Annotated in this window: 21 protein-coding genes; 11 read left to right on the forward strand and 10 right to left on the reverse strand. The window is 48.1% G+C overall.

What is annotated here, in order from left to right; translation table 11 throughout:
• Positions 1-124 precede the first annotated feature (124 nt).
• Complete coding sequence (locus tag ACYVK4_RS13435) at positions 125-1,384, forward strand: DUF2264 domain-containing protein (RefSeq protein WP_461128029.1); 1,260 nt, start codon at positions 125-127, stop codon at positions 1,382-1,384.
• Positions 1,385-1,443: 59 nt separating this feature from the next.
• Here the strand turns inward: ACYVK4_RS13435 and metG are convergent, their stop codons facing one another.
• Positions 1,444-3,492: a methionine--tRNA ligase gene (gene metG / locus ACYVK4_RS13440; protein WP_461128030.1), complete on the reverse strand. Its 2,049-nt coding sequence runs from the start codon at positions 3,490-3,492 to the stop codon at positions 1,444-1,446.
• A 243-nt stretch (positions 3,493-3,735) separates the two neighbouring features.
• On the opposite strand from metG, the gene ACYVK4_RS13445 reads away from it, so the two are divergent.
• From ACYVK4_RS13445 to ACYVK4_RS13460, 4 genes are all read left to right on the forward strand, one after another.
• Positions 3,736-4,776 carry an NAD-dependent epimerase/dehydratase family protein gene (locus ACYVK4_RS13445; RefSeq protein ID WP_461128031.1) on the forward strand — a complete coding sequence of 347 codons (1,041 nt, stop codon included), beginning with the start codon at positions 3,736-3,738 and terminating at the stop codon, positions 4,774-4,776.
• A 112-nt stretch (positions 4,777-4,888) separates the two neighbouring features.
• Positions 4,889-6,292, forward strand: coding sequence for a tetratricopeptide repeat protein (locus ACYVK4_RS13450; protein WP_461128032.1), 1,404 nt, complete (start codon positions 4,889-4,891; stop codon positions 6,290-6,292).
• A gap of 183 nt (positions 6,293-6,475) precedes the next feature.
• Positions 6,476-7,219, forward strand: coding sequence for a TlpA family protein disulfide reductase (locus ACYVK4_RS13455; RefSeq protein WP_461128033.1), 744 nt, complete (start codon positions 6,476-6,478; stop codon positions 7,217-7,219).
• A 164-nt stretch (positions 7,220-7,383) separates the two neighbouring features.
• Entirely contained in the window at positions 7,384-8,115 is a 732-nt protein-coding gene (locus tag ACYVK4_RS13460) for a BamA/TamA family outer membrane protein (RefSeq protein WP_461128034.1), read from the forward strand.
• A 49-nt stretch (positions 8,116-8,164) separates the two neighbouring features.
• Here ACYVK4_RS13460 and ACYVK4_RS13465 read toward each other — a convergent pair whose 3' ends face one another.
• The 3 genes from ACYVK4_RS13465 to ACYVK4_RS13475 are packed head-to-tail and all read right to left on the reverse strand — an operon-like array spanning position 8,165 to position 11,331.
• On the reverse strand, positions 8,165-9,412 hold the full coding sequence (locus ACYVK4_RS13465; protein ID WP_461128035.1) for an NAD(P)/FAD-dependent oxidoreductase: 1,248 nt from the start codon (positions 9,410-9,412) through the stop codon (positions 8,165-8,167).
• Positions 9,409-10,413 (reverse strand): 4-hydroxyproline epimerase, encoded by a 1,005-nt coding sequence (locus ACYVK4_RS13470; RefSeq protein ID WP_461128036.1) that lies wholly within the window; start codon positions 10,411-10,413, stop codon positions 9,409-9,411. Before ACYVK4_RS13470 ends, ACYVK4_RS13465 begins: the two co-directional genes overlap by 4 nt.
• Positions 10,414-10,416: 3 nt before the next feature.
• Positions 10,417-11,331, reverse strand: a complete 915-nt coding sequence (locus ACYVK4_RS13475) for a dihydrodipicolinate synthase family protein (protein ID WP_461128037.1) — start codon at positions 11,329-11,331, stop codon at positions 10,417-10,419.
• Between the two features lie 137 nt (positions 11,332-11,468).
• Here ACYVK4_RS13475 and ACYVK4_RS13480 point away from each other — a divergent pair, with 137 nt between their 5' ends.
• Positions 11,469-12,335 (forward strand): AraC family transcriptional regulator, encoded by an 867-nt coding sequence (locus tag ACYVK4_RS13480; protein WP_461128038.1) that lies wholly within the window; start codon positions 11,469-11,471, stop codon positions 12,333-12,335.
• Positions 12,336-12,385: 50 nt separating this feature from the next.
• On the opposite strand, the gene ACYVK4_RS13485 is transcribed toward ACYVK4_RS13480, so the two are convergent.
• From ACYVK4_RS13485 to ACYVK4_RS13510, 6 genes are all read right to left on the reverse strand, one after another.
• A complete protein-coding gene (locus tag ACYVK4_RS13485; RefSeq protein WP_461128039.1) occupies positions 12,386-13,414 on the reverse strand; it encodes a LacI family DNA-binding transcriptional regulator in 1,029 nt (342 codons plus the stop codon).
• A 188-nt stretch (positions 13,415-13,602) separates the two neighbouring features.
• Complete coding sequence (locus ACYVK4_RS13490) at positions 13,603-14,235, reverse strand: NAD(P)H-dependent oxidoreductase (protein WP_461128040.1); 633 nt, start codon at positions 14,233-14,235, stop codon at positions 13,603-13,605.
• Between the two features lie 140 nt (positions 14,236-14,375).
• Entirely contained in the window at positions 14,376-15,080 is a 705-nt protein-coding gene (locus ACYVK4_RS13495; RefSeq protein WP_461128041.1) for a DsbA family oxidoreductase, read from the reverse strand.
• Between the two features lie 18 nt (positions 15,081-15,098).
• Positions 15,099-15,632: a YceI family protein gene (locus ACYVK4_RS13500; protein WP_461128042.1), complete on the reverse strand. Its 534-nt coding sequence runs from the start codon at positions 15,630-15,632 to the stop codon at positions 15,099-15,101.
• 88 nt (positions 15,633-15,720) lie between these two features.
• Positions 15,721-16,317, reverse strand: coding sequence for a TetR/AcrR family transcriptional regulator (locus ACYVK4_RS13505; protein ID WP_461128043.1), 597 nt, complete (start codon positions 16,315-16,317; stop codon positions 15,721-15,723).
• 105 nt (positions 16,318-16,422) lie between these two features.
• Positions 16,423-16,998, reverse strand: coding sequence for a DUF6962 family protein (locus tag ACYVK4_RS13510; protein WP_461128044.1), 576 nt, complete (start codon positions 16,996-16,998; stop codon positions 16,423-16,425).
• A 161-nt stretch (positions 16,999-17,159) separates the two neighbouring features.
• Here ACYVK4_RS13510 and sucD point away from each other — a divergent pair, with 161 nt between their 5' ends.
• The 5 genes from sucD to porK all read left to right on the forward strand — a co-directional run bounded on the left by sucD (position 17,160) and on the right by porK (position 22,693).
• On the forward strand, positions 17,160-18,035 hold the full coding sequence (sucD, locus tag ACYVK4_RS13515; protein ID WP_461128045.1) for a succinate--CoA ligase subunit alpha: 876 nt from the start codon (positions 17,160-17,162) through the stop codon (positions 18,033-18,035).
• Between the two features lie 71 nt (positions 18,036-18,106).
• Complete coding sequence (locus ACYVK4_RS13520) at positions 18,107-19,267, forward strand: DUF4271 domain-containing protein (RefSeq protein WP_461128046.1); 1,161 nt, start codon at positions 18,107-18,109, stop codon at positions 19,265-19,267.
• A 95-nt stretch (positions 19,268-19,362) separates the two neighbouring features.
• The gene (locus ACYVK4_RS13525) at positions 19,363-20,145 is read left to right on the forward strand and encodes a uroporphyrinogen-III synthase (protein WP_461128047.1); all 783 of its coding nucleotides are present in this window, start codon (positions 19,363-19,365) and stop codon (positions 20,143-20,145) included.
• 184 nt (positions 20,146-20,329) lie between these two features.
• The gene (locus ACYVK4_RS13530; RefSeq protein ID WP_461128048.1) at positions 20,330-21,304 is read left to right on the forward strand and encodes a PorP/SprF family type IX secretion system membrane protein; all 975 of its coding nucleotides are present in this window, start codon (positions 20,330-20,332) and stop codon (positions 21,302-21,304) included.
• Positions 21,305-21,565: 261 nt separating this feature from the next.
• Positions 21,566-22,693: a T9SS ring complex lipoprotein PorK/GldK gene (porK, locus tag ACYVK4_RS13535; protein ID WP_461128049.1), complete on the forward strand. Its 1,128-nt coding sequence runs from the start codon at positions 21,566-21,568 to the stop codon at positions 22,691-22,693.
• Positions 22,694-22,700 lie beyond the last annotated feature (7 nt).

The following is a 22,700-nucleotide window of genomic DNA, read 5'->3' on the forward strand; positions in this document are numbered from 1 at the left end:
ACAGTGTTTTTAGGCCGAACGTTTCAGACTAAAGCCGATTTGCCGGGCTTCGATTCGAATTTGAAAACAGTAAAAAAAGAAGTAAGTCACTTTACCTGAGAAATACCTGATTTGAAAACGATTTATGAAACGGCGTGTGTTTACCCGACTGATGACGGCCTTGCCCGTGAGTCTGGGTGTTGGCGGAACAAGTGTAGCAAAAAATATACCGCAAGCGGTGTTGACCCCGCAGCTGGGTAATGACGACCGGGCTTATTGGCTGCAAACCCTGACGAAGATTGCCGATCCTGTGCTGTCAGCTCTGGCAAAAAATCGGTTGAAGGCAACCATGCCGGTTGAATCCGCACCCGGTCAGCAGCCAGGGAGACTAGTGGTGTCGCATCTTGAAGCACTGGGACGGACGATGGCAGGGCTGGCCCCCTGGCTCGAACTAAGCGCCGACGATGATATGCAGGAAAACCTGTTGCGGCAACGGTACCTCGACCTGTCCCGTCAGGCTATTGCCAATGGTGTCGATCCTAAATCACCGGATTATCTGAATTTTACCAAGAATAGTCAACCGCTGGTCGATGCCGCTTTTCTGGCGCATGGCCTGGTGCGCGCGCCAAAGTTGTGGCATGCGTTAAGTACGACTGAGCAGGCAAATGTCATAAAGGCACTTCAGGCCAGTCGGGTCATCAAGCCGGGCTATAACAACTGGCTGTTGTTTAGCGGTATGGTCGAAGCCGCCCTGCTAAAATACGCTGGTGCAGGCGATGAACTACGGATGGATTACGCCATTCGGCAGCATCAGGCCTGGTACAAAGGGGATGGTGCCTATGGCGATGGCCCCGATTTTCACTGGGATTATTACAACAGCTATGTTATTCAGCCCATGTTGCTGGATATAGTGAAGACGCTTGCCGAGGCAGGCAAAGCTGAAAAAGGATTATTGGAAACGCTTATGGCCCGTGCTCAACGGTACGCGATCATACAGGAGCGCCTGATTAATCCGGATGGTTCGTTTGCTGCTTTTGGCCGGTCATTGGCCTATCGGTGTGGGGCGTTTCAGTTGCTGGCCCAAGTGGCTTTGCAGAAGAACCTGCCTCCCGAGTTATCGCCTGGTCAGGTACGGTCGGCACTGACGGCAGTCATTCATCGCACGATGGATATGGATGGCACATTTGATGCAAAAGGATGGCTTCAGATTGGCCTGTGCGGCCACCAACCGGCTATTGGAGAGACGTATATCTCGACGGGAAGCTTATACCTGTGCTCAGTCGCGTTTTTGCCGCTGGGTTTGTCGGCTATTGACCCGTTCTGGTCAGCCCCGGCAGCCGACTGGACTTCGAAAAAAATCTGGTCGGGTCAAAACGTGCCGGTAGATCACGCTATAAAGGGTTGATAAAACAAGGAGCCGGAAACTGTCGTCTCCGGCTCCTTGCGAAATTGTCTCTGAGTGGTTTAGCTTACCGTTCCGCCATTCCAGACAGCGTCGCCGGGTGCAATGAGGGCCAGTTTGCCATCCCGGTCTTCGGCCATCAAAATCATCCCCTGCGATTCGAAACCCATCATTTTTCGAGGGGCCAGGTTTGCCAGAAAAGTTACCTGCTTGCCGATGATTTCTTCAGGAGAAAAATGCTTGGCAATACCGCTCAAAATCTGACGTCCGCCCAGGCCGTCGTCTACTTTTAACTTCAATAGTTTATCACTTTTTGGAACACGCTCGGCTTCGGTAATGGTACCAATGCGGATATCCATTTTGGCGAAGTCATCGTATGTAATTTCGTCCCGAAGAGCGGGAACGGTCTTTGTTTCTAACTCATTCATGCGTTTGGCATTCAGTAATTTCTGAATCTGTTTATTGATCTCGTCGTCTTCAATTTTAGCGAACAGTAACTCACCTTTTCCCAGTTCGGTGCCTTCAACCAGCAAATCGGCCCGGCCTGCGTTGGTCCAGTTGAAATGCTCAGTGATGCCAAGCTGCTTCCGCAGTTTTTCGCTGGTGAACGGCAGGAACGGCTCACAGACAATACTCAGGTTAGCTGCGATCTGCAGGGAAATATTCAGGATGGTATTCGCCCGGAGTGCATCTGTTTTTACAACTTTCCAGGGTTCTGTTTCGGCCAGGTATTTATTGCCCAGGCGCGCTAAGTCCATCAAGTGCCCCAGTGCTTCGCGGAATTTGTAATTCCCAATCGACTGCCCGATTCGATCCGGAAAGAGAGCCAGTTCATCGAGCACTTGTTGATCATAGTCCGTTAGCTCACCAATGGCAGGTATTTTACCATCACAGAATTTCTGGGTTAACACCACCGCCCGATTTACGAAATTCCCGAATATACCCACCAGTTCAGCATTATTCCGGGTCTGGAAATCTTTCCAGGTAAATTCGCTATCCTTTGTTTCGGGGGCGTTGGCTGCGAGCACATAGCGCAGAACGTCCTGTTTGTCGGGCAGTTCCTCCAGGTATTCATGCAGCCAGACCGCCCAGTTGCGGGAGGTACTGATTTTATCCCCTTCCAGGTTCATGAATTCGTTGGCAGGTACGTTGTCTGCCAGGATAAAACTTCCTTCGGCCATCAGCATCGCCGGGAAGATGATACAGTGGAAAACGATATTATCCTTGCCGATAAAGTGCACGAGTTTGGTATGCTCATCGCGCCAGTATAGTTCCCAGTCTTTTCCCTGCTCCGCGGCCCATTCCTTGGTCATGGAGATATAGCCAATAGGGGCATCGAACCACACGTAAAGGACTTTGCCGTCTGCATCGGGGAGGGGGACTTTGATGCCCCATTCCAGATCGCGGGTCATGGCGCGGGGGCGTAATCCTTCCTTGAGCCAGGACTGGCATTGCCCAAAAACGTTTGTTTTCCACTCCGTATGGCTGTTGACGTACTCCTCAATTTTAGGCTGCATCCGGTCGAGCGGCAAAAACCAGTTCTTGGTAGAACGTAAAGTGGGTTTGGAGCCCGATAGCATGGAATGTGGTTCGATCAGCTCGGTAGGACTTAGGGCTGTGCCGCAGCGTTCGCACTGGTCACCATATGCATTGGGGTTGCCGCAAACGGGGCAGGTACCAACAATGTACCGATCGGCCAGAAACTGCCCGGCTACTTCATCAAAATATTGCTCCGTAACTTCCTCATCAAAGTCACCCTTTTCGTAGAGGTTTGTAAAAAACTCCTGCGACGTTTCGTGGTGAATCTGATTAGACGTTCGCGAGTAGATATCGAACGAAATGCCAAAGTCACTAAACGCCTGTTTGATCTGGCCGTAGTACTTATCGACGACCTGCTGGGGGGTAATCCCCTCTTTTTTTGCTTTGATCGTGATGGGTACGCCGTGTTCATCGGTGCCGCTAATGAAGGCAACATCTTTACCCGTCGACCGGAGGTAGCGTACATAAATATCGGCGGGCAGGTAGCATCCGGCAATATGGCCGATGTGAATCGGGCCATTGGCGTAGATCAGAGCCGCCGTTACGGTATAGCGTTGGGGATTTTCTAACATAGTCAGTGGTTAATGATTAGTGGCTGTTGCATCGTTCTGGCGTCTAAAGAGTAAAGCCAGCCAAACGCATGAACCACTAATTGGCCGCAAAATTAGCAATTCAAGGCCGAACGTTGTTATGTTTACACAAACAGATGGCGCAGGATAACCCACACCGAGGCAAGAAAAGAGCCTCTCTGCAGTAGAGAACACCATGCTGAATATGAATAATTTCCTCAACTGGGTCGAAATCAAAAACTTCAATTGACATCATCACTACTTAATAAAGTTTTCATTACCGGGGCGACGGGGTTCATTGGTTCGCACATTGCCCGGCGGTATCTAGCCGATGGTTATGCCGTTTCGGCACTCTTCCGCCCGGCAAGTGGCTATGGAATGCTGGCTGACGTAGCCGATAAAATTACCTGGCATGAGGGCGATGTACTGGATATTCCTTCACTGGAAGCAGCCATTCAGGCCGGGAAATCCGACGCTTCAATTGATGTGATCCATGCGGCTGCCATTGTCTCGTTCTTGCCGAAAGACCAGCGTCGGATGGAGGCAATCAATGTAGAGGGTACAGCCAATGTCGTTAATGTTTGTCTGCGGGCGGGCATACGAAAACTGGGTTATGTCAGCTCCGTAGCGGCCCTGGGTCGACCGGCCGCCAAAGGGGGCAAAGCCAACGAGCCCATCCCGATCAATGAAGAACAGAAGTGGGAAGAATCACCCAACAATTCACATTACGCTAAAACAAAATATTGGGCTGAACTGGAAGTCTGGCGGGGCGTTGCCGAAGGATTGAATGCCGTAATGGTCAACCCGAGCATTGTGCTGGGCGTGGGTGACTGGAGCCGGAGTAGCCTTCAGTTAATCAAGTTTGTACACGATGAACGACCTTTTTATCCCGCAGGTCTGGTGAACTATGTGGACGTGCTGGATGTGACCGATGCCCTGGTGAGACTGATGCAGTCGGAGGTGAGGGCGCAGCGGTTCATCCTGAATGGGGGCACCATTCCGTATCGAACTTTGTTAGAACAGATAGCTATGGTACTGGAAAAGCGGCCACCGAGGCTACAGATTTCGCCCGTTTTAACCCGTTTGCTCTGGCCTGTCGAGGCTGTTCGGGCGTGGATGATGGGGAGGGATCCGTTGATTACAAAAGAAACAGCCCGGTCGGCAAGTTCGTTATACCAGTATGATGGCCGTAGCGTTGAGAAGGTGCTTGATTTTCAGTATCGAGCACTGAGCGAGACACTGAAGCGTGTGGCAGCGGCCTTCAGGCAACCTCAAAACGGTTTGTAAATTTTCGGTTTTGGGGTTGGAGTTTTGCTTTTTTGAGTTTATATTTCACTGCCAATGGATAAATCGCACCCATGGTGCGGCCCCTATCCGCCCACATTTTGAAGGCAATAGCATGGAGCAAGAGTTCGAAGAACGAGAAGGCGATATAAAAGAATCAATCCGGCGTTTTGAGCAGATGCTGGACCAGCAACAAAGTCAGTTTTTCGACCTGGACGTCTATGAACAAATGATTGAACATTATCTCAATCAGGGTGATTTAGACAAGGCGTTCAAAGCCGCCGAAGCTGGTCTGGAAAACTTCCCTTATGCGCTGGAATTAATGCTTGATAAAGCCCAGATACTGGCTAATTTTCAACGGTTCGACGAGTCTCTGGATCTGCTGGAACGAGCTTCTTTGTTTAACCCCGGCGATTTGGATGTGCCCTTTATGCAGGGATCCGTATTGAACATGGCTGGTCGTTATGAGGAGTCTATTCAGGTACTGGAAACACTACTCGACCGGGCCGATGAAAAAGACGATATTCTGTTTCAACTGGGTCAAAGTTATCAGAACTGGGGTAAATACGATGAGGCCATTACGCAATACAAGAAGTCTATTGCACTGAATATCAACAATGAAAATGCGCTGTATGAATTGGCTTTTTGTCTGGATGTCACCGGCGAATTAGAGAACAGTCTCTCGTATTATCAGCAACTCATCGATACGGATCCTTATTCGTACAATGCCTGGTACAATATTGGCATCGCTTACAGTAAGCTAGGCCGATATGCCGAAGCCGCCGAAGCCTACGATTATGCAGTCATTATCAAGAATGATTTTGCGTCCGCACATTTCAACCTGGGTAATACATACATGAACCTGGGCTTATTCGAAAAGGCGGAAGTATGTTATCGGGAAACACTTAAATTCGAAGAAGCCACGGCTGATACATACTGCCATCTGGGAGCTAGTCTGGAGAAACAGGATCGTATTACCGAAGCCATTAAAGAATACCGCGAAGCCATTAAGCTGGACGCTCAGTGGGACGAAGCCTGGTACGGTATCGGGGTTTGTCTTAGTGAATCCGGAAAGTGGTACGAAGCGCTGCCATTTCTGCAAAAAGCGGTGAAGCTCAGCGACCAGAATGGCGAATATTACCTTGCAGTTGCCGAGACCGAATATAAGATCGGAAATGTGTTATCGAGTGTCGAGGCATTTGAGAAAGCTGCAGAGGTAGATTCTGAAAACCCGGACGTATACCTGACCTGGTCGCTGGTTCCGTTCGATCAGGGTGACTTTCTGCGGGCCAATGACATCATTCAGTCGGGTATTAATGATATGCCTGCCGAAGCTGATTTGTATTATCGTTCGGCAGTTTACCTGATTCATGCCGGCCATTACCGTGAATCGTTGATTCAGCTCGAAGCCGCACTTTCGCTGGATTATGATGCTCACGTTCAATTGTTTGAGTTTTTTCCTGAACTGGAGAAACAGAAAGCACTGTACAAGATTATTCAGCAATACAAGAAAGAGTAAAGCTCGTATATAACACCAGGCGTAAAGTCGCTCTCCGAATCGGGGAGCGACTTTTATTTTTATAAGGCTTTCAGTTATCAACTGACAAAGAGCTGCCATTTCATGGCCCGAAATTTGATTACGTATAGACAAAAAGGCGATAGCCGATTCGTTTGAATGTTTAATTTTTGGGTATATAAACACATGAATTTCAGCAACAAAGCTTTCTGTACAGCCTTCCTGATGATTAGTTTCACCGTTTGTCAGGCGCAGCAGGTTCGATTAATACGCTCTCAGCCTGGTGACGTTCGACGGACAGAGCAAGTGGCTTTGATCACCAATCAGGCCACTGGTGAGAAGATAACCATGGAAAAGTACGGGGAATTGAGTAAGACCGATCCGTTTGCCTACCATCTGGTTCCCACTTATAATGAATTCGGGGATCCTACAGCCTATCTAATGCGGCCGTCTACCCCCGAAGAGCACGAAACTCATCGGTTTCGGGATCGCGACCCCGCCAAGCAACCTAAGGCAGGACAGGTAATGGCTCCTTTTGTGATGACTGGGCTGGACGACAACGTGTACCGATCTTCAGGTATGATTGGTAAAGTTGTTGTGCTAAACTTTCTGGTTGGCCTGGATAAAACTTTATGGAGTGATCAACAAAATGAAGAACTCACGACGATCCTGAAACCTTATCAGGGTCAGAATGGCTTGATTGCTTTAGGCGTATTAAACAGCGAGCAGGCGAAACCCGGTAAAGCGGTAAAACAACACCCCTGGCCTTTTATACCCGTACCCAATGGATATGGGTTTCATAACAAGTACCACATTACCTCCGTGCCAACTTTCGTTGTCATCGACAAAACAGGACGTGTCGCGGCTACCGTACAGGGGGCGGGGAGTGCCGAAAAACTGAAGCAGATACTTGCCGAAGTTATTCGTTAATAATGTGCAGAAATAGGCTGCATGGTGTTTGCGGAACGGAATAGCAGGGGAATAGGTTGGTTTCTGCAATAGGTTACATGATCCAATCTATCCTGCCTTTATGAACAAGCAGACTAACCGTCTGAAAAGAATAGTTATCCGTGCAAGTTTGTTCGTTCGTTTTCTTGTGTCTCCGGCTGCACCAGGCTGTTTTGCGGCAGGTAGCGCCAAACTTATCGGTTGGAATCGGGTATTCACTGGATTACCACTGGAATATTCGTGATGAGAACAAGACCCCTCAGCTGAATGATGATTATCAGCGCTATAGCTCCAGTGATCGTTCGATTTCTTCCGGGCCAACGTTAGGATTACAATACATCAGTCGTCGAAATCCGAACAACCCGCAAAGTGGATTTTTTGGTAGTGTCGTCGTTCGGCCAAATTTGCGATGGCTGGGCAGTGATGAAAACTGGCAGTCGGTGGTAGCGGATTTTCGAAAATATGTGCCGTTGTCCAGAAGCGGACGGCACATACTTGCATTTTGGAGTATGAACTGGCTTAGCTTTGGCGGGCAGGCACCGTATCTGGATTTGCCCAGTACCGGGTGGGATACCTACTCCAACCTGGGTAGAGGCTACACGCAGGGCCGATTCAGAGGCCGAAACCTGATTTATCTGGAGGCTGAGTACCGGACAGAATTGTTAAACAATGGTTTACTGGGTGGTGTAGTATTTGCCAACATGCAAACCTACAGTGACTATCCGGATACGAAGCAATTTGGGCGGTTGCTGCCTGCCGCCGGGGTTGGTCTACGGGTAAAAGTAAACAAGCACTCGAACTTGAATCTGGCCATCGACTACGGCTTCGGCATTGGCGGGTCTCAGGGCTTGTTCCTTAATTTAGGTGAGGTATTCTGACGCATTAGTCAGCTACACGGCTCCGTCAGAATACCTCATTTCTAACATCTTACGAAAATCGATCCGGGCTAAACGCGGCAATGTCCATACTATCAGCTTCCCCTTTAATTAATTCGCTGACCAGCTTGCCGGTAGCCGGCCCCAGGCTCAGGCCCATCATGCCGTGACCAGTAGCTAATACAACGTTTGTGTACTTTTCTGTTCGGCCAATATAGGGTAAACCATCCGGGGAGCAAGGGCGTAAACCACGCCAGACGGTTTCAACTTCAGGCATCGTGACCGGAACATCAGGGTAATAATTATTGATGGACTGCACGATACCCCGCACCCGATTCATGTTAACAGTCATATCCGTGCCCGCAACCTCAAGGGTTCCCGCAAACCGAAGGTCGTTATTCATGGGAGTTGCTGTGGCACGGGCTTCGAGCATGATGGCCGGAATCCGTACATTGTTTTTTAGATTCCTTAGAACAAAGCTATATCCTTTGCCACCTTGCAGAGATAGGTTCATATCCAGCATAGTGGCTAATGTAGGTGACCAGGCCCCCCCGGCAATAACTAATTCATCAACCGGAAAGCTCCCGTGGTTCGTCAGGACGGTGGTTACCCGATTGTACGCTTTAGTGATGCCGGTTACGGAATGGTTTTCCAAAATAGTAACCCCTTCCTTTTGAAGAAAAGCCGCAAGTGACCGGACCAACTCGCCCGGATTCAAATGGGCATCGCCAGGGTAGAATACACCCCCCCGTACATCGACACGGGTGTTCGGCTCCATTTCCTGAACTTGCTGACCGCTCAGTAATTTCGCTTCGATGCCCGCCCGATTGGCAACGTCGGCTTCCTCGGCCATTTCATGTTCAGCTGAAGCCGATTTGTACAACATAAACAGCCCGCGTTCCTGCCATTCAAACTCCAGATCACCATTGGCCGCCAGATCCTGATAGAGCGTTTTGCTTAATAAACTAATGTCGCGCAAAACCGGTATGGACCGCTGAACGTGTTCATTGGTTGAGTGACGATAAAAAAGCCACCCCCAGCGGGCAAGATCAAGATTCAGGCGCGGTTTTACGTAAAAGGGACTCGTGGAATTCAACATCCACCGCATCCCTTTGGCAATCATTCCCGGCTGCGCCAATGGAATAATATGACTGGGAACAATCATGCCGGCATTTCCGAACGAACAACCGTCAGAAATAGGGTTCTGATCAAACAGCGTCACCTTATGGCCCGCTTTGTGCAGGTAATACGCGGAACTGAGTCCGATAATACCCCCGCCAACAATCCCGACATGTGTCATATCACCTGAAATCCAAATACGTAAGGGTCCTCTTCATCCAAAATAAGGTGGTTGTAGCCATGAATTCGGGCCCATCCTTCAATACTTGGTACAATAGCCGGTTGATTCGCCAATTCTGTTTCAGCCTCGATACGGCCGTTGAAAATTGACCCGATGATACTTTCATGAACGAAGGTCTCGCCCGGTTTTAACCGACCCTGAACATACCACTGGGCCATCCGGGCCGATGTTCCGGTGCCGCAGGGCGAACGGTCGATGGCTTTGTCTCCATAAAAAACAGCGTTGCGGGCCGTTGACGTTTCCTGAATGGGTTTGCCCGTCCAGAGAATATGGCTCAGTCCATTAATCGTCGGGTTTTCCGGATGCACAAATGTATATTGTTCATTCATCCGCTGCCGCATCACCCGGGCCCAGCCAATTAACTGCTCGGCTTTATAGTGCTCAAGACCGGGGAAATTGGGTTGCGGGTCGACAATAGCGTAAAAATTTCCTCCGTAGGCCACATCGACTGTGAGTGTGCCCAAATCCGGGCACTCGACCGTTAGTTTTTCGGCCGCCAGATACGATTTGATATTCGTAATTTTCACCGATGTTACTTTCTTGCCTTCCTGCTGGTACTCAGCCCGAACCAATCCGGCAGGTACTTCCAGGTTCAGGACACCAGGTGTTTTAGGGCGAATCAGGTTTTGCTCGATGGCTACGGTTACGGTGCCAATGGTACCATGCCCGCACATGGGCAGGCAGCCAGATGTTTCGATGAACAGCACACCGGCATCGTTTGCCGGATCGGTAGGCGGGTAAAGTATGCTCCCGGACATCATGTCGTGGCCGCGTGGTTCAAACATCAATCCTTTGCGAATCCAGTCAAACTCGCGCAGGAAATGCTGCCGTTTCTCACTCATACTTTCCCCCTGAAGGAACGGTATGCTCCCGCCCGTAACTACCCGAACCGGGTTGCCGCAGGTGTGGGCATCTATGCAGAAAAAATGATATTCCGCCATGTTTTAGTGGGCCGGGGTTAGCACTGGACGGTTTGCCAGAGCTGTTTGAATAACCTGCAATACCTGTTCGCGTTCTGCACCTATCAGCGTCAGCCGGGGAGCCCGAACGTATTCGGAGCCAATGCCCGTAGCGGTGGCTGCCAGTTTAATGTATTGAACCAGCTTTGGGTGAATGTCCAGTTCGAGCAGGGGCATGAACCAGCGGTAAATGTCCAGTGCCTGAGCGACCTGACCTGCTTTGGCCAGCTCATAGATAGCCATCGTTTCCTGCGGGAACGCATCCACCAATCCGCCAACCCAGCCATCACACCCCAACAGCAGGGCTTCCAGCGCGAGGGTATCGACTCCGCCCATTAGCTTGAAACGGTCGCCAAAGGCATTCCGCATGCGGGTAATATTTGTTAAATCCCGGGTCGATTCTTTTACGGCCTGAATGTTGGGTAACTCAGCCAGTTCGGTAAACATCGCTACGGTCGTCATGATTTTGTAATCGTAGGGATTATTATAAATCATGATAGGCAGCGATGTTTCTTTTGCCACCGACATAAAGAAGGTAACCGTTTCGCGCGCGTCGGCGGGGTACCGCATGGGAGGGAGGAGCATTAGACCATCAGCTCCGTTGGCTTCGGCTTCGTGAGCCCTAGCAATGGCTTGTTTAGTGCCCTGCTCGGCAATGTTGACCAGTACCGGCACACGACCCTGGCAAACACCTAAAGCGGAAGTAAGCAGATCAATTTTTTCCTCATTGAGAAGCGTGCTGGCTTCTCCCAGTGAGCCGCCAATAATGAAACCATGTACCCCTGCATCCAGCTGAGCATGGAGGTTTTTCTCAAAAAGAGGTATATCCAGATCATCGCCGGATGTAAATGGAGTTAGTAGCGCGGGATAGACACCTTCCCATTGTACGGGTACATTCATTGGCTTAGTAGCGTTTATCGTGATACCCCAAAGTTCTTCAATTTATGGGTATGGCCCTTGCCAAAAGTTCATGAATTCTAATACTTATTTAACTACATTAGATTCAGATTCGCAAAAATGACGTTAATTAGGTATTGATGAAGCCAATCCTCTTTCGGGTTCCTACCGTAGATGACCGCTCCTTTCGGACTGAGCAAGATAGTGCCCCTCACTTTTACGGGCATCTGCATTTTCATCCTGAGATTCAGTTGACCTTAATTCAGCAGGGAGAGGGAACGCTGATCGTAGGCGATAAGATTGACCGTTTTTCTCAGAACGACATTTTATTGCTAGGAGCTAATCTGCCCCATGTGCTGCGTAGCGATCCGGATTATTACCAGCCTGATTCCACTCGGTTGGCCGCTGCCGTAACGGTTCTCTTTAGACCCGAAGATCTGGAAGCAACGATGTTAAGTTTACCGGAAACGAAGCACCTTGGGCTTTTACTGACAGAGGCCCAACATGGGGTTCGACTGCGTTGTAGTAAGGGAGATGCCGTTACCAGTCAACTAGAAAGTCTGCCAAAGCAACGCCCGTTTGAACAGTTACTTAGCTTACTTCAGTTGCTCGACAATCTGTCCACGAACCCCCAACGGGAGATACTTTCGGCTACTGCCTACACGCGGCCTCAGCGTCCGGACGATCAACGACGGCTGGAGCAGGTTTTCTCCTACATTCTGCAGCAATATGCTTTGCCTATTTCGCTTAATGATGTCGCCAATGTCGCCAACCTGACACCCGGGGCCTTTTGTCGTTTTTTCCGGCAGCATACCCGCAAAACATTTTCGCAGTTGCTGAACGAAGTACGCATTGAACACGCCTGTCGGCACCTGCGCGAATCGCAGGAGAACATCAGCCAGATTGCCTTCCGTTGTGGATATACGAATCTGTCAAACTTTAATCGTCAGTTTAAAGAGGTTGTCGGAATGCCTCCGGGTGAGTATATCAGAAACTACCGAATGTAAGGCCATAACGTTGATACCTTCACATGACTGGAGGACTGACCGGGCGCTTTTTAGTTGATTGACCGCAACGACGAGGCCCGAATGATCAGCTGGGTTTCCATGACTCTGGTTTCCTTAGGAGCCGGGTGGTCGGGGGCATTCAACTGATTTAACAACAGGCGTACCGTTTCGGTACCCATCTCCTGAATTGGCTGGCTAACGCTGCTTAAAGCGGGAGAAAAAAAAGCGGAAACCGGTTCATTATTAAAACTCACCACAGCCACATCTTCCGGAATACGAAGACCTTTTTGTTTCATGGCGTAGATGGCCGGGTAGGCTACCCGATCGCTGATCATGACAATACCATCTGGCGGCTGCGGTAGGCTGGTCAAAGCCAGCGTTTGCATAATGGTGTTTTCCTGGGTGTAATCGCAATGTAAAATATACTGGTCGCTAACCGGCAAGTTGTGTTTGACGAGCGCTGACTGGTATCCTTTAATGCGCTGGTTGCTCAATAACAGTCGCGCCGGACCAGCCAGAAAACCAATCCGCCGACAACCGTTTTCAATCAAATGCTCAGTAGCTTTAAAGGCAGCAGCTTCGTTGTCAACGATCACCTTCGACACATCAATGCTCTCGACATAGCGGTCAAATAATACCAGCGGAATATTTTTCCGGGCCAATCGCTCAACGTGCTCATAATTATCCGTATCGCGTGATAGTGAAATGATAAACCCTTCTACCTGGCTTCTTAGCAGGTTCTGAATGTTGGTGGTTTCGCGCAGGTAGGATTCGTTGGTCTGACACACCAACACACTGTACCCAGCCTGCAGAGCTGCCTCTTCAATACTATTCAGCATTGCGGAGAAGAAGTGATAGCTCAGGTTAGGGACAATTACACCAATCGTTTTAGTGCGGCTCTTGGCCAGGTTCTTCGCAAGTTGGTTGGGTTGATAATCGAGTTCTTCGGCTAATTTAACAACAGCATTACGAGTGTCTGGATGAATCTCTGGTAACCCACGTAACGCCCGTGAAACGGTCGAAATGGAAATGTTCAGCGTGCGGGCAATATCCTTAATCGTAACGGGTGTATTCTTCATCCTGTAAGAGCCTGATTGCTCACCTATATTTTTAAAAGATACGCTAATTTCGGAATCTCCTCTCCAAAATCGGCACGTGAGAACCAACCAAAGTGGAATAAGTCAGTTTTTTGTCAAACCTGGCAATAACATAAAACCCCGCCGTTTTTAGAACGGCGGGGTTAGGAAGTAGATAAAGCTTGGTCTGCTTAAGCCATCTCTACAAACAATTCTTCTTTAGCCCGACGTACTTTGGGGGCTTTTGACAAAAAATCTCTGGCTTCATCGCGGTAACCAAGTGCGAGTAAGGCAACACTATGCAGCTGTTTTGCTGGCAGACCCAGTAGCTCATCAAGAACAGTGGCGTTAAAGCCTTCCATAGGCGTTGCATCGATATGTTCCGTAGCGGCTGCAATCAGACCGGTGCCCAGGGCGATGTAAGCCTGTCGGGCAGCCCAATTGTCAAGCTCTTCCGTTGTTTTATTTAACAGATTCCCTTTGATGGATGTAGCAAAAGGCGTTAGGGATTCGATAGTGACACCGCGCGTTTTGGCAATCAACTGGATGTATTCGTCAACTTTAGCCGCGTCTATTCCCGTCCAGGAAGCAAAGATCAATAGGTGAGATCCTTCCACAACTTGCGGTTGCGGGCAGGCCTGCTCATGGATTTTGCCCTTTAATTCGGGGTTGTCGATCACAAAAACCGTATAAGGTTGCATGCCCACCGAGGAGGCCGATAGCCTGATCGCTTCCAGTATCGTGTTGATTTTTTCCACCGGTATCTTCTGACCGGTCATTTTTTTGGCAGCGTACCGCCAGTTCATCGCTTCAAGTAATTCCATAGGTAGGTAATGATGAAACACCGATCTTCATGAATTTTATGTAGCTACTAATTATAGATGTTAGCATTACTTACCCAACCCCTCCGTTGAAGAGTGAATAAGGCTACTACTAAAAATCATTAAAATCGGTGTTCAATGGTTTAACAGATTTCGCCGGGTGAACAGGCGGGACCATCGACGGTTGTGCCGGATAAAACTGGATTGGCTTTTTCCCATTCCGCCCAGGCTGTATTGAGCGCGCTCAGAAAGGTTTCGGGTTGTTGGGCGCCCGACACCGCGTATCGACGATCAAGAACAAAGAAAGGAACTCCCCGCGCGCCAACCTGCTGGGCTTCATACACATCCTGATTTACGTCTTCAGCTAACTGATCGGTTGCCAGCAATTGCTGAACTGCGTCGGGGTCGAGGCCAATTTCAGTTCCTAATTCAAGTAAGGTAGTATGGTCAGAGGTGTCGCGACCTTCAGTAAAGTAGGCCTTAAACAGGCGTTCTTCAATGGCATCACCCAGGCCATGTTTTTTAGCAAGCTGTATCAATCGGTGAGCATCCCACGAATTAGCGACAACTGCTTTGTCGAAATCGTATGTAAGCCCAACTTCCTGAGCCATCGCCGTAACGCGGGCGTTCATGCTTTTGGCCTGGTCAAGGCTCCAGCCTTTTATATCAGCCAGATACTGATTGATATTTTTGCCAGGCTCCGTTTTCATATCGGGGTTAAGCTGAAAGCTCTTCCAGACCACGTTTACCTGATCTTTATGCGCAAACTGATCGAGAGCGTGCTCGAACTTGCGCTTTCCGATGTAGCAAAACGGGCACATGACATCACTCCAAATTTCTACGTCCATGGATGTATTGGTTATATGTTAGGCTGCCTGAGCAAGCTGTATATTGGCAATTAGTTTGACGTCTTCGCCAAGAGCTAGACCACCCGTTTCTGTAAGGGCATTGTAGGTAAGACCAAATTCTTTTCGGTTAATCTTTCCGGTGACTTCAAATCCCAGTTTCTGATTACCATAAGCATCTTTGGCTGTACCCCCATATTCCGCTTTCAGGATTACTGGCTTGGTAATGCCTTTCATCGTTAGATCACCCGTCAGTTGGTATTCGTCGTCGTCAACTTTCTTAAATGAAGTTGACTTAAAAGAAATCCTGGGATACGTTTCTGCCTCAAAAAATTCGGATGACTTCAGATGGTTGTCCCGCATTTCCTGATTGGTATCAAGGCTATCCACTTCTAAAGCAAAATGAACCTCCGCGTTGTTAAAGTCGTCATGCTCTGTTGTCGCCCCACCTTCAAAACTGCGGAACGTACCGGTTACTGTAGATATAACCAGGTGTTTAATCTTGAACTGGACTTCTGAGTGCATTGGGTCTATTACCCATTTAGTTGTTGCCATGAGTTGAGTTACTGAATTTAATTAATGTAAGCTGGCTGGATTTTACAATGATATAAATAATAACACTGTTAGGGTATAGCCAAAAAAATTACCCGTTTAAAGATTTTATGAATCCACCAATGGCATCTTTCAACACGAGTTGGCTCCAGGGGTTTTCTTTTCGATTCATCATTTGTATCGAAACCAGTCCGTGTAAAATAGACCAATACATATGAAATTTGAGGAAAGCATCTACCTCAGTCTGGTTGCTGTTGTTGATCGCTTCCTGAATGACCGAAATTAGAATATCCGAAAACTCCTTCATTTCGGCCACCTGATTAACTTGCTCACAGGCAGGAATACCAAGACCGAACATGAGCTGATAATACTCTTTATGCTCAAAGGCAAAGTTCCAGTACCCCTCCGCCATAGCTTCCAGTTGCCGACTGGCCTCTGGTTTCCGGTCTCGCTGCCGAACGATCTCCTCGGTTAGTAACCGGAAACCTTCTTTCGTGAATTCAAGTAAAATAGCGTCTTTATTATCAAAGTGACTATAAATGACCGGTACGCTATATTCAATAGCATCCGCAATTTTGCGAATAGAAAGCGCCTGCCAGCCTTCTTCCAGGACTAATTGCCAGGAAGCTTGTAAGATGCTGGTTCTGACTTCAACTTTCTGCCGTTGCCGACGCTCAAGAATTCCCATACGGAATAGTGGTATGCTTTATAACAGTGTTAACTATTCTAACAACCGTAAAGTTTCCCTTTTTATAATTTATTGAAAATTGTTGTTTAGGTCATTAGACAGCACTCAACGCTTGGCTGCCTGCCCGAAAAACCACAAGGCAAGCGTGGTGGCATAATGAAAAAAATCGATTGGGTGAATAAAGTTGCCGAATGATTCAGATTTAGTCGCGAGTCCAAGCATCATGGCCGCCAGCACTACCCAGAGACCCCGTTTATTTCGTTGTAATAGGGAGAAAACGGCCAGCAGCATCAAAATCAGGATGCCAAGTGAAGGAACAATAGGGGTAAAGACACGTGCGTCGGGAAGGAGCAGTGTAATGAATAAAAACAGACCCAGGATCACGGTGGCCAAAAAGGTGATGATTGACAGGGTGCGTTGGTTCAAAAGTGCGTGGACCGCTGTTACTACACACACAACTCCCAGTGAGTCAGAGAGTACGATCATGGACTGGTGGATAGGCTCAAGGAATTCATTCCCCGCAAAATGAAGAACACCAATAAGCGCTGCAATGGATGTTGTGAGCAAGTAGAAGCCCCAAAGCAGCCGGTTAAACAGAGAAATGCGTCCAAAAAAGTGCCAGAACACCCCGACGCCCGCCCCGGCCAGAATGGAGCCGGAAAGGATGTGCGAAAAAATCATCACGTAATTTACGAAGTTTCGGCTACTTTTGCCCAACTTTTTAGATGAGGCAAGACTACAGCCAAACAGGGAAATAAGGGAATCATTTGCGAAGTATTTCCCTGTTTGTTCAGTAGCCTTGTTGTATAATTAACCGTATCGCCAACGATTTACAAACCGTCATGAGTGTTTTAGTCAACAAAGACTCCAAAGTTATCGTCCAGGGCTTTACCGGCTCGGAAGGCAGTTTCCATGCCCAGCAGATGATCGAATATGGCACCAACGTGGTTGGAGGTGTTACGCCTGGTAAAGGTGGTCAGACTCACCTGGACCGGCCGGTATTCAATACCGTTCAGCAGGCTGTAGAGCAGGCAGGGGCTAACGTTTCCATCATTTTTGTGCCGCCGGCTTTTGCTGCCGATGCCATTATGGAAGCCGCCGAGGCTGGAATTAAAGTTATTATCTGTATCACCGAAGGAATTCCGACAGAAGATATGGTAGCCGTTAAAAACTACCTGTCAGACAAGGACGTTCGGCTGATCGGTCCTAACTGTCCTGGTGTAATGACCGCAGAAGAGTGCAAAGTGGGTATTATGCCTGGTTTCATTTTCAAGAAAGGTACCATCGGTATCGTTTCTAAGTCAGGTACATTAACTTACGAAGCCGTTGACCAGTTGACGAAAGCCGGTTTAGGCCAATCGACTGCTATCGGTATTGGTGGTGATCCAATTATTGGCACTACAACCAAAGAAGCCGTTGAACTGCTGATGAACGATCCTGAAACGGAAGCTATCGTGATGATCGGAGAAATCGGTGGTGGTATGGAAGCAGAAGCGGCTCGCTGGATTAAAGCCGATGGTAACCGGAAGCCTGTAGTGGGCTTTATTGCTGGCCAGACCGCACCGAAAGGTCGCCGGATGGGCCACGCGGGTGCCATCGTTGGTGGCGCCGACGATACGGCCGCTGCCAAAATGGCCATCATGCGCGATTGTGGTATTCATGTTGTTGAATCGCCCGCCCTGATTGGTGATACTATGTTGAAAGCATTAGGAAAATAAAATCAGTGAAAAAGCGAAAAAGCGAAAGAGTGAAAAGAATTGTAACGAGTACCAAAGCCATCCCTGTGGTAATGCTCTTTCATTCTTTCGCTTTTTCGCTCTTTCTTTTCCTATCCGTTTCAGCACAGCCCCGCGCTACCGGTATCGGGCCTGAAGGACGATACTATCCCATACATGACTTTCGCGATGATTTTCAGGTATATGACGAAGGTGCGAAAGCGTATATCCCCTACATTGCAGAACAACATGCCGATCGCACAGCGTTGAGTGCATACATCGATCTGGAGAGCAATCGTCATTATAGTTTATTGATCTCCACCCGTCGGGATGGCTATCTGTTTATCAATGCAGCGCTCAAACGTAAGCTCCGGGCCAATCAATGGCAGGTGCTAAGTATTGACAGTCTGTTTCGCGTGTATCGTCAGCCGGAAATCTTTTTAACGGTTTACGGAGCCCCCGGCCTCAATGATAAAAGTCTCTTTATTGGTTATCCGAAATCGACAACGCAAAAGCAAGTTGTTCTGAGTGATGATAATCTGAGCGTCCGGCCCCGCCCCAAAGCTATTTACGATAATTTTTTAGGCCTGGCACTTTTATTTTTGTTAGCCACCCATGCCTTTTTATATGCCTTCTACCACCGGGCCTTTCTTCGATTCTACAGCCTGCGTGATCTGATGTCCTTACGGGCGCAGGAGGAGTCTTTTCTGATTAACAGGCCTCTAAGCAGCACAAATATGCTGTTTACGCTGAACATAAGCTTTGTCATCGCTTATCTGATCATCTTCGTGCAAAGCCGAAATCTCGATGTGTTCGCTTCCCGAACATTGTTGCTTGGCGAACAGCATTTTGGCTGGTTGGTAGGAGAATTTTTTCTGGTTGCCGCCCTGGCATTTATGAGCCTGGTGGGTAAGTATATCCTTCTTGAAATTATGGGAGGCCTCTACAAATTACAGGACATTACGCAGGTACAATATTTTAAGATTCTGCAGTCATCATTCCTGTTTTTTACCGCATTAGCACTTTTGGTATCCCTTATCAGCTACAATGTGCCGACCTTAGTTTGGGTACCTAATATGTTGCTGGTACCGCTGGTTGGGTTTTATTTGGCAAGGCTGATGCTGCTCTACCTGGTAGTACGCAGTTTAGAGTCTATCAAGAATCTTTATTTATTTTCGTACCTTTGTATCGTTGAGTTGATTCCACTCATAATCGGGTTGCGGTTTGCACTTTGAGGAGTGGGCATTGATAAGTTAGCTGCATCTACTGGAAAGGTTACCGTTTAAATGACCGAAGGTTGAAAACAGCTGTTGAACCTAGTAAAGATTCAATGAACGAAATTAGTATGCAATCCACGGAAAACCGGCTCACGAAAGTAAACCGGCTGTTAGTGACCCAATCTCGACCCGCCGACGAAAAATCTCCTTATTTTGATTTGGTTAGCAAGTATAATCTTCAAATAGATTTTCGCCCATTTATTCAGATTCAAGGCGAATCGTTTAAAGATTTCCGTCGGCAAAAAATCAATATCCTGGCGCATACGGCGATCATTTTTACAAGTCGAAATGCAATCGACCACTTTTTCCGGATCTGTCAGGAGGGTAGAGTCGATGTGCCTGCCGATATGAAGTACTTCTGCATTTCGGAGCAAACAGCCAACTACCTCCAGAAATACATTGTCATCCGGAAGCGCAAAATCTTCAACGGTACAAAGACAGCAACCGAGCTTTTCGATCTGATCAAAAAGCACAAGAACGAGAAATTCCTTTTTCCCTGCTCAAACATCCGTCGGAACGATATCCCTGAGTTCATGGATACCAGTGGTCTGCACTTTACCGAAGCGGTGATGTATGATACGGTTCCTACTGATTTGTCAGATCTGGATATTGAGAGTTATGACATTATTGCTTTCTTCAGTCCATCCGGAGTAAGTTCGCTGTTGAGCAATTTCCCTAACTTTAACCAGAACGGTACCCGCATGGCTGCTTTTGGACCTACAACTGCCAAAGCCATTAAAGAGGCCGGTTTAACTCTCGATATTGAAGCGCCACTTCCCAATGCGCCATCTATGACGGGAGCACTGGACCTGTACTTAAAAAAAGCCAACAATTAAGATAAAGTGGCCGTTATACGAAGGCTGGATATCGGAACCAAGTTTATAGCTTCATTTCCGGCATCTGGCCTTTATTTATGAGCCAATAATTTGTCTATGCGGGCGTTAAGTTGTAAACTGTAATATTGTTTACGGGAACGGGCTTCTGCTTAATGGCAACTGTTCTGAATTTTGGTTAGGTCGTATGATTCGCACTCTTTACGTTTTTGCTTTTTTTCTGCTGACGACTGTTGCTCCAACCGCCTTTGCTCAGCAGGACCCACAATTTAGTTTGTATATGTACAACCCACTCTATTACAACCCGGCAGCTGCCGGGTCGGAGGGAGTGTCACGTTTGCAACTCACCCACAGAACACAATATCTTGGGTATCAAACGTCGGGCTCGGGGGATCAAAGTGCGGCACAGAGCACTCAAATGATATCCTTTAACATGCCGTTAGCTAAACTAAAGAGTGGCATTGGCATTTACGCCCTGAATGATAAATATGGCCCATCCATTAATCAGGCTGTCCAGATTTCTTACGCGTATCGATTGGCATTGAAAAACGGAACCTTGTCGGTAGGTGTGCAGGCGGGCATGTTCAATAGAGGATATGATTTTAACCAGTTCCGCCCCAGCGATCCTGGCGATCCGCTTTTGCCGAGTGGTCAGATTAATCAATTCAAACCCGACGTAGGAGCTGGCGTATATTATAATACGACTGATTACTGGTTAGGGGTTAGTATGACACACTTAAACAAGGCAAAATACAGTTATATAGCTGACCGGTTCACAGAACCATCGGATAGTAAAGCCTACTTAACGGCAGGATATCGGCTTGGTATGGGGTATAACATTGACCTGCAACCTTCGATACTCGTTCAGTATAGTACGATGGCAGGACTTCCCGGATCGACCGTTGCCTTGAATTTATTGGGTACTTATGATAACCGGATTTGGGCCGGGCTTGGGTATCGTTTCAAAGATGCGTTGATGGCAACGGCAGGGATCAACCTGATGCGGAACAATGCCCTGCGGGTTGGTTACGCCTTGGACATTGTTACCAGTGGAACACAAGTGAAAAGCGCAACATCGCATGAGATATTATTATCGTATGCTTTACCAGCGCCCGATGTTCGGAAGAAGCCCATAATTAGAACCCCGCGTTTTCGTTATTAGGTTAGCCTGACGAATTAAATTTTGGCGCTAAATGTCAAAAAAAAGCCTTTTTGGCAATATTCTTGTTAGGCTGTTTGCAGTGGGAACCTTATTTTTGAGGAAACAGACGCTGGTTACGCTGTAATAGCCATTTAAATAAAAGTCAGTTCGAAGAAAGGCAGTATAGAAAATACGCCCAACACGAATTTTACATACAATATCCAAACAGATTTTCGTTTTTAGTCTGGTCTCGCACAAGAAGAAGGTAAAAGTTCGACAACGATGAAGTATAACTGGTTAACAGTCAACGCAACCCGGGTAGTGATGGGCGCAGCAGTATTACTGCTCTTGCAAGGTTGCGGGTTTCTGAAGTCAAAATTTGGCGGTAAAAGTGGTAAGGGTGGTGAAGTCGGCGTTACGAATGGTGAAATTACAGCCACCGGTCGTAAGGGATGGAAACAACCTACACCTTATGGCATGGTATTAGTACCGTCAGGTTCATTTATCATGGGGCAAGCCGACGAAGATGTGGCGGCTACGCAAATCAACATGAACCGGCAGGTAACGATCAGTTCGTTTTACATGGATGATGCCGAAATTTCTAACCACGAATACCGGCAATATGTAAATGCCTTGCTGGCTGATTCCGTCTCAACCCTGGGCGAAGAGGAGATCATGTCTAAATTTTATCCAGATACAACGGTTTGGAAAAATGACTTTACTTATCACAATGGTGATCCAATGCTGGAGCATTACTATGGACACCCTGCATTTGATACCTACCCGGTTGTTGGTGTAAGCTGGATTGCTGCCAAGCATTTCTGTAAGTGGCGTACCAATACTCTCGACGATTTCCGGACAAAAGACGGCGGTTATAAGTCATTTGGATTCCGCCTTCCTTCAGAGGCTGAGTGGGAGTGGGCTGCCCGGGGTGGTAAAAACGGAGCCAAATACCCATGGGGTAACCCGTATGTGGCAAACGGTAAAGGATGTTACCTGGCTAACTTTAAGCCACAGCGTGGTAATTTCGACGCAGATGGCTACCCGTACACAGCACCGGCAACCGCCTACAACCCCAATGATTATGGTTTGTATAACATGGCAGGTAACGTAGCCGAATGGTGCCGTGATGCTTATGCAGACAACACGAATGCCATTGTATGGGACATGAACCCTGACAACCAGAATGCTGACGAGCCACGCAAGGTAGTTCGTGGAGGTTCCTGGAAAGATATTGCTTACTATCTGGAAACGGGTACCCGGTCGTACGAATACGAAGACCAGAAACGCTCTTATATCGGTTTCCGTTGTATCATGGATAACCTGGAAGGTCGTACCGCTTCGGGTCGTGTAGGGGGGGGAAGCAGCAAGAGTAAGAGCCCTAAAAAGGCTTCTGCCAAAAAAGCTTAAGCAAATT

The sequence above is a fragment of the Spirosoma aerophilum genome (assembly GCF_054782495.1).